This is a genomic window from Chryseobacterium proteolyticum (assembly GCF_046591535.1).
Classification (GTDB): Bacteria; Bacteroidota; Bacteroidia; order Flavobacteriales; family Weeksellaceae; genus Chryseobacterium; species Chryseobacterium proteolyticum.
In genome coordinates this window covers 331,933-338,629 of the sequence record NZ_JBJLWK010000006.1, presented here as the reverse complement: position 1 = coordinate 338,629, position 6,697 = coordinate 331,933, and the positions used below count along the sequence as shown (strand labels likewise).

Sequence of the window (6,697 nt, the reverse complement as noted above, 5' to 3'; positions counted from 1 at the left end):
TTGCGAATTGCTTAGTGCTTTGTGTGCTTTAACATCCCATTTCTTCGGATCGATATACCTTTTAGCAGCAATGTCTGCTGCCTTGCCGTCTATCGTAATTCGTAAGTAGATGGGAGCGGTTCCGTTGTTTCTGATTTTATTCTTTTTGATAAAGAATAACAGGTTGAATGTTTTGTTCATTGTGTGATAACTTTAATGATTTACTAATTTACTTTTTGTTACCACTTTTTGCAAGATGTACAATCGTTAGACTGCTTATTGGTAGGGCTTTCCGTGATTTTTCGTGACCCATTTTTGTTATTTTTCGAATGGGACACGAAATAGGACATATAAATCGTGACCTAGTTTGTTTTTTTTTGATACTGCGCTAAAACAAAAAACGCTGTAAACATTGATGTTTACAGCGTTTTAACTTATTTTGGTTTCCCAACTGGCGGAGAGTGAGGGATTCGAACCCCCGGACCTGTTACAGTCAACAGTTTTCAAGACTGCCGCAATCGACCACTCTGCCAACTCTCCCTGAACTCCGGCTATGCCTTCGTTTTCAGTGGTGCAAATATAGAGAGTTTTTTATTTCTGGCAAAATATTTTTAGCAGTCTGTGAATAAAATATTAAAATTTATATACAAATGCATTAATATTCATCCCCGCTCCTACTGAAGCAAACAAGACTATATCTCCTTTATCAATATCATGAGAATCCAGTTCATCTTTCAGGATCATGCTTAGTAATGAAGGGATTGTTGCCACACTGCTATTACCTAGTTTTTTGATAACCATAGGCATAATATCTTCGGGCATTGGTGTATTGTACAACTGATAAAATCTTTTAACAATAGCTTCATCCATTTTCTCATTCGCCTGATGGATGATAATCTTATTCAACTGATCAATTCCATAGCCACTGTCATCCAGACATTTCTTCATTGCATCCGGAACATTTGAAAGAGCAAATTCGTAAATTTTACGCCCGTCCATTTTAATGTATTTGGTATCCGGGCATTTGTCATTGTTGTATGATTTTCCGAAATATAAATAATCTTTTTCGGTCAGGGTAAAAGAGGCTGAGATATGAGATTTTATTCCGTTTTCTTCCTCAGAGATCTCCAGAATGGCTGCCCCTGCCCCATCTGCATAGATCATACTATCCCTGTCGTGGATATCCACTACCCTGGATAAGGTCTCAGCTCCGATAACCAGGCATCTTTTGGCAATACCGGATTTAATGAATGCATTGGCCTGGATGATTCCTTCGATCCATCCGGGACATCCGAATAATACGTCATAGGCGACGCAAAAATTATTTTTGATTTTTAATAGGTGTTTCACCCTTGAGGCAAGACTCGGAACCGTATCGGACTGAACAGTTCCAAAGCGGACGTCCCCAAAGTTATGGGCAAATATAATATAATCCAACGTTTCAGGATCAATTCCTGCATCTTCGATAGCTGCTTTCGCAGCAATAAAGCCCAGATCGGATGTAACCTGATCATTGCTTGCATATCTTCTTTCTTCAATGCCCGTAATCTCCTTGAGTTTACTGGCAATAATAGCATTACTTTCTTTTAATGACTCGCCGCTTTTGTTTATAAAATTGTGTTTATCAAAGAATAAATTGGTAATGGTTTCCGGGGGGATGTAGTTTCCTACACCAATGATTTTACTGGTCATCTAAAAGTTATGATCTATTAATCCATTTTTGATTTAAGAATTAATTCGATAAATATAACGATTAATTATAAAAAAAAGTATTTGAGATTAGAGATTGTCTTCTTTTTTTACTTAATCTGTTATGCATGTCATAAGCATTTACTGAATTTTAATTCACTAATGCCCCTCTTATAAAAAATAAAATAATCTTTAACTGGGTAGGAATCAATCATCAATCTGGCATCAAAACTCTTAATCTTATAAAATCAAAGAACGTTATGCCTCAGCCAACACTTCTTTTGTTTCATAATTTCTTTCCCAATCTTCCAATAAATTTAAAATGGGCAAAAGAGCAAGTCCCTTTTCCGTGAGGGTATATTCAACCCGGGGTGGCAGTTCTTTAAATTCCTCTCTGATTAGCAGTCCATCCTCTACCATTTCTCTTAGCTGGTCGGTAAGAACCTTACGCGAAATGACATGAATGCGGGCTGCAATCTGTCCAAACCGTAATTTTCTGTCATTAATTACCATAACAATGACAGGTTTCCATTTACTTCCCAGGGAAGACATAGCCTTTACCAGGGGACAACAGTGCTGGGTTATTTTATTTTCTTTCATAAGTTACAAGCCGGTTACTATCGTTTGTTACGACAAAGTTACCACAATTTTTTTTTCTAATAGGTACAAAAACGAATTATTATTAGTTACTTTGTGTAACAAAAGAATAAAAATTATTAATAAAAATTAATAGAAAATGAGTACAGACGCGTTATTCACTCCATTTAACTATAAAAATCTACACCTTAAAAACAGAATTGTAATGGCTCCCATGACAAGAGCACAATCGGATAATGGTGTACCTACACAACAAATTGCAGATTATTATGGCCGTAGAGCAGCCTCAGAAGTTGGATTAATCCTTTCTGAAGGAACTGTAATCAATCGCCCTGCCTCTAAAAATATGCAGAATATTCCTGATTTCTACGGTACTGAAGCATTGGCAGGTTGGAAAAATGTAATCGACCAGGTTCATCATAACGGGGGTAAAATGGGACCACAGATATGGCACGTAGGTGATACCCGTTCATCTGACGACTATCCTTTGGTTCCTATGGAAAAAGCTTCTACTATGTCTCTGGAAGATATTCAGGACACCATAAATCAATTTGCAGCTTCAGCGAAATCAGCTAAAGATTTAGGTTTCGATTGTATTGAGATCCACGGTGCTCACGGTTATCTTATCGACCAGTTTCTATGGGAGGTTACCAATACAAGAACTGATGAATATGGTGGTAAAACAATAAAGGAAAGAACCCGCTTTGCTGTAGATGTAGTAAAAGCAATCAGAGCGGCTGTAGGAGAAGATTTTACAATTATCATCCGACTTTCGCAGTGGAAACAGCAGGATTATAAAAGCAGGCTGGCCACAAACCCTTCTGAGATGGAAGATTGGTTGCTTCCTTTAAAAGAAGCGGGAGTAGATATCTTCCATTGTTCACAACGTCGTTTCTGGGAACCAGAGTTTGAAGGTTCGGATCTTAACTTTGCCGGATGGGCCAAAAAAGTAACCGGCCAGCCAACAATTACCGTAGGGTCCGTAGGACTTAAAGGTGATTTCATGTCGGCATTTGCGGGTGAAAGCTCAGAAAAATCTGACCTTACGGAATTACTGAGAAGGTTAGAAAGACAGGATTTCGACTTAGTGGCTGTAGGCCGTGCTTTACTGAACGATTATCAGTGGGTGAAAAAAGTAAAAGAGGGAAAATTAGAAGAACTTTCAGGCTTTGCAGCAGAAAGTATGGGAGTTTTGTATTAAACCGTTACAACAATTTCTTTGTTTATATATAAGTTTTCTTCAATAACCGGAAATCTAATCTCCTGATGATTTCCAATGTGCAAAAAGGATTTCAGAAGTATTCGGAAATTACTGGCATAAAAAACCTTCAAGTTTAAGACTTGAAGGTTTTGTTTTTTTAATAACGTTGTTCATTATTTCACTACGGTCGCTTCCAGCTCCACGGTTAAAGTTTCAAACAATCCTGTTACCTCAAGCATGGTAACTGCCTGTTCAATACCATGCCTGGCGATCCACTCCTGAAGGATAGGAAAATGAGGCCACAGCTCTTTCGTAGATGTGGTATAAATATTTAATCTGACGATTCCTTTGCATTCATAACCCGCAGTAGTAATTACTTCCTCCAGATTGGCTATAGCCTGTTCCAGCTGGGATTTCATATCCTGCGTACTCGAAGTTCCGTCAGGATCAATAGCCGCCTGCCCTGAACAGTATAAGGTAGCTTCTGCATTTTTCACTTCTACAGCCTGGGAATAGCTTCTTTCTTTTTGCCAGTTCCAGGGATTAATTGTTCGCTTTTCCATTGTTGTTTGTTGTTTATATTGTTGTAGCAAAGTTGCAATATATCCACTGGAACAAATCTTGACATGGATCACGATTATGAAGTGATGAAGATCACTTCTTTATAAAGAAAAGCGGCTTAAGGTTTCCCTCGAAACGCCAAGATAAGCAGCCAGAAGAGATTTAGGCACACGCTGAACCAGTGCCGGATATTGTTTAAGCAGCTGATCATACCTTTCTTTCGTAGAGGAGGTCATCATCGAAAGTATACGTTGCTGGGCTGATATAAAACCAAAATAAGCTTTCTCAAGAAAAAAATGTTCCATTTTGGGAATCTCCCTGCATAGTTTTTTATATCCCTCCAATGTTAAACAAAGAACTTCCGTATCTTCAACGCATTCCAGAGACATGGTTGCTCTGGATCCTGTGTAAAAAGCTTTGAAATCACTCTCCCACCAGTCTTCCATGGCAAAACCTACAATATGGCTTTTATCGGTATCATCAGTGTATACCAATTTTAAAAGCCCTTTTAGAACAAAATAATTGCAGGATACAGACTCTCCTTCCTGAATCAGGAATTGGTACTTTTTATATTTCTTCCTCGTGAAATACGAGGAAATGATGGTAAATTCCTCATCACTTACCGGAACAACTTTTTCAATATGTATTCTTAACGGATCCTGCATCTGTAGTAGCTTCGAAAGTATAAAAATACTACTTTTACTTTCTTTATCATTTAATTTGATCAGAATGGCCACGTTTTTCCCCTCTGATGGGTCTTAAATAGAAAAGGCATGCAGGAAAATTATCGTCAGCTATTGACTTACGCTTATAATATTACAGGTTCATATGAAGATTCACAGGATCTCGTGCAGGATGTTCTGGAAAAATACATTTCATTGGATAAAACAGAAATCAGGAATGAGAAGAATTTTTTAATAAAAAGCACCATCAATCACGCTATAAATTTTAAAAACAGGCACACAAAAAAGATGGTATATGGAGAGTGGCTTCCGGAACCGTTGTCTTTCGATAATGCGGAAAACAGACTTATTCAGGAACAGACTGCCCGTTATACTTTGCTTGTTCTTTTAGAAAAACTAACGGTTAAAGAACGTGCTGTCTATATATTAAAAGAAGCTTTTGACTATTCCCACCAGGAAATCGCACAACTCCTTGATATCTCTGTTGAAAATTCAAGAAAATTACTGAGCAGGGCAACGAAACACCTTCAGAATATCGAGTATAAGCCAGATCATATCAACTCTTCGATTTCCCATGAAACCCTTTCTCAATATCAAAAAGCATTAAGCGAAGGAAGCATCCCGATGCTTGAAGAGCTTTTGCTGAACGACATCAGGCTTTCTGCAGATGGTGGACAGCGTGTCCGGGTGATAAAAGCAGTGGAAGTAGGAAAATCAGCTACAGCTGCCCTTCTTGCCTATGTCCAGCAGCAGTTTCTTAACCACAAACTTTTTACTTTTCACAGGTTCAATCATCAGCCAGCCATATGTTTCTGGAGGGAAAATCAGATATACAACTGCCATATTTTAGATGTTGATCGTGATGGCAGAATCCGGGAGATTTATTCCATAGTAGATCCGGAAAAATTAAAAAGATTAACATAAACGTCACGTTTCCGAGAAGCGGTGTGTCTTTAAAGAAAAAAGCAGAACATGACAACACTACTTCGCCTCGACAGCAGCCTCAGGATAAATGATTCCTATTCCCGTTCCATGGGTGATTATTTTGCAGAACAATGGAAAGTAAAATATCATGACGGAATGATTATCCGGAGAGACCTAACCTTACAGCCTATTCCCCATCTGACCCAGGAAACACTCAATGGATTTTTTGATGACTCATTACATTCAGGACACATCGGATTGTCCGATCTGCTTATAGATGAGCTGTATTCCTGCGATGAGATCCTTATTACCTCTCCGATGTACAATTATGGAATTGCCTCTTCATTAAAAGCATATTTTGACCTTATAGTCCGGACGAAAAAAACCTTTGCCTATGGCACCAATGGAATAAAAGGGCTGCTGACCGGTAAAAAAGCATACCTCATTACGGCACTGGGTATTCTTCAACCTGCTTCTCAGGAAAAAAATGCTATTGAAATTCAGGTCACAAGCATATTAAATCAGCTGGGTATCTTAGATATAAGTTATTTTCCGATGGATGGAATGGTAGATCCGGAGCAAGCAGCTATAAAAATCCAACAACAAAGAAAGCAGATTAATCAACATTTAAATCAATCAGATTATGCAACAGATAAAACAGACTATAGAAAAATTTATTAAAGCAGGTGACACCAGTGATACGAATCTTATGGACGAAGTTCTTCACAAAGATTACCAGAATATTCAGGATGGATTTTTCGAACAAAAAGGGATTTTTATTATTTCCAAAGAACAATACATTGAGTACATCAGCAATAAAACCTTTGGCGGAAAACCTAGAACCCTTGCTTTTGACTCAATTGAGCAAAAAGGGAATATTGCTATTGCAAAACTCAGCCTGGAGAGCGATGTGCTCCGCTTTTCATCTACCATTACATGTGTACAGGAGGATGAAAAATGGCAGGTCATTACCAATATTCCGGTGATTGAAAAGAAATAAATTTCACCGTAACCTTACTTACAGCCGGTATAGAAAATATCTATACCGGCTGTAAGTATAATA

Annotated in this window: 9 protein-coding genes and 1 tRNA gene; 4 read left to right on the top strand and 6 right to left on the bottom strand. The window is 38.1% G+C overall.

From position 1 onward, the window contains the following. From ACJ5H0_RS21170 to ACJ5H0_RS21155, 4 genes are all read right to left on the bottom strand, one after another. Positions 1 to 180 (bottom strand): Arm DNA-binding domain-containing protein (locus ACJ5H0_RS21170; RefSeq protein ID WP_411251926.1); only part of this gene is annotated, 180 nt, incomplete at its 3' end. 251 nt (positions 181 to 431) lie between these two features. Further along, positions 432 to 519 (bottom strand) — tRNA-Ser (locus ACJ5H0_RS21165). Positions 520 to 612: 93 nt separating this feature from the next. Next, positions 613 to 1,671: a 3-oxoacyl-ACP synthase III family protein gene (locus ACJ5H0_RS21160; protein ID WP_172278118.1), complete on the bottom strand. Its 1,059-nt coding sequence runs from the start codon at positions 1,669 to 1,671 to the stop codon at positions 613 to 615. Between the two features lie 255 nt (positions 1,672 to 1,926). After that, complete coding sequence (locus ACJ5H0_RS21155) at positions 1,927 to 2,220, bottom strand: winged helix-turn-helix transcriptional regulator (protein ID WP_228456933.1); 294 nt, start codon at positions 2,218 to 2,220, stop codon at positions 1,927 to 1,929. Between the two features lie 184 nt (positions 2,221 to 2,404). Between ACJ5H0_RS21155 and ACJ5H0_RS21150 the strand changes: the two genes are divergently transcribed. Beyond that, a complete protein-coding gene (locus ACJ5H0_RS21150; protein WP_273647677.1) occupies positions 2,405 to 3,466 on the top strand; it encodes an NADH:flavin oxidoreductase in 1,062 nt (353 codons plus the stop codon). Between the two features lie 173 nt (positions 3,467 to 3,639). Here the strand turns inward: ACJ5H0_RS21150 and ACJ5H0_RS21145 are convergent, their stop codons facing one another. Next, positions 3,640 to 4,029: a RidA family protein gene (locus ACJ5H0_RS21145; RefSeq protein ID WP_411251925.1), complete on the bottom strand. Its 390-nt coding sequence runs from the start codon at positions 4,027 to 4,029 to the stop codon at positions 3,640 to 3,642. A 99-nt stretch (positions 4,030 to 4,128) separates the two neighbouring features. Then, positions 4,129 to 4,692: a Crp/Fnr family transcriptional regulator gene (locus ACJ5H0_RS21140; protein WP_411251938.1), complete on the bottom strand. Its 564-nt coding sequence runs from the start codon at positions 4,690 to 4,692 to the stop codon at positions 4,129 to 4,131. Between the two features lie 108 nt (positions 4,693 to 4,800). Between ACJ5H0_RS21140 and ACJ5H0_RS21135 the strand changes: the two genes are divergently transcribed. Genes ACJ5H0_RS21135 through ACJ5H0_RS21125 form a run of 3 tightly spaced genes read left to right on the top strand, consistent with a single transcriptional unit; the run spans position 4,801 to position 6,634 of the window. After that, the gene (locus ACJ5H0_RS21135) at positions 4,801 to 5,634 is read left to right on the top strand and encodes a sigma-70 family RNA polymerase sigma factor (RefSeq protein WP_411251924.1); all 834 of its coding nucleotides are present in this window, start codon (positions 4,801 to 4,803) and stop codon (positions 5,632 to 5,634) included. Between the two features lie 48 nt (positions 5,635 to 5,682). Further along, the gene (locus ACJ5H0_RS21130) at positions 5,683 to 6,315 is read left to right on the top strand and encodes an FMN-dependent NADH-azoreductase (protein WP_411251923.1); all 633 of its coding nucleotides are present in this window, start codon (positions 5,683 to 5,685) and stop codon (positions 6,313 to 6,315) included. Then, the gene (locus tag ACJ5H0_RS21125) at positions 6,278 to 6,634 is read left to right on the top strand and encodes a nuclear transport factor 2 family protein (RefSeq protein WP_172278104.1); all 357 of its coding nucleotides are present in this window, start codon (positions 6,278 to 6,280) and stop codon (positions 6,632 to 6,634) included. Before ACJ5H0_RS21130 ends, ACJ5H0_RS21125 begins: the two co-directional genes overlap by 38 nt. Positions 6,635 to 6,697: the final 63 nt, after the last annotated feature.

Bases quoted from the DNA above. Each gene is read 5' to 3' on its own strand.
- ACJ5H0_RS21160 (WP_172278118.1), bottom strand. From the start codon at position 1,671: ATGACCAGTAAAATCATTGGTGTAGGAAACTACATCCCCCCGGAAACC.
- ACJ5H0_RS21155 (WP_228456933.1), bottom strand. From the start codon at position 2,220: ATGTCTTCCCTGGGAAGTAAATGGAAACCTGTCATTGTTATGGTAATT.
- ACJ5H0_RS21150 (WP_273647677.1), top strand. From the start codon at position 2,405: ATGAGTACAGACGCGTTATTCACTCCATTTAACTATAAAAATCTACAC.
- ACJ5H0_RS21145 (WP_411251925.1), bottom strand. From the start codon at position 4,029: ATGGAAAAGCGAACAATTAATCCCTGGAACTGGCAAAAAGAAAGAAGC.
- ACJ5H0_RS21140 (WP_411251938.1), bottom strand. From the start codon at position 4,692: ATGCAGGATCCGTTAAGAATACATATTGAAAAAGTTGTTCCGGTAAGT.
- ACJ5H0_RS21135 (WP_411251924.1), top strand. From the start codon at position 4,801: ATGCAGGAAAATTATCGTCAGCTATTGACTTACGCTTATAATATTACA.
- ACJ5H0_RS21130 (WP_411251923.1), top strand. From the start codon at position 5,683: ATGACAACACTACTTCGCCTCGACAGCAGCCTCAGGATAAATGATTCC.
- ACJ5H0_RS21125 (WP_172278104.1), top strand. From the start codon at position 6,278: ATGCAACAGATAAAACAGACTATAGAAAAATTTATTAAAGCAGGTGAC.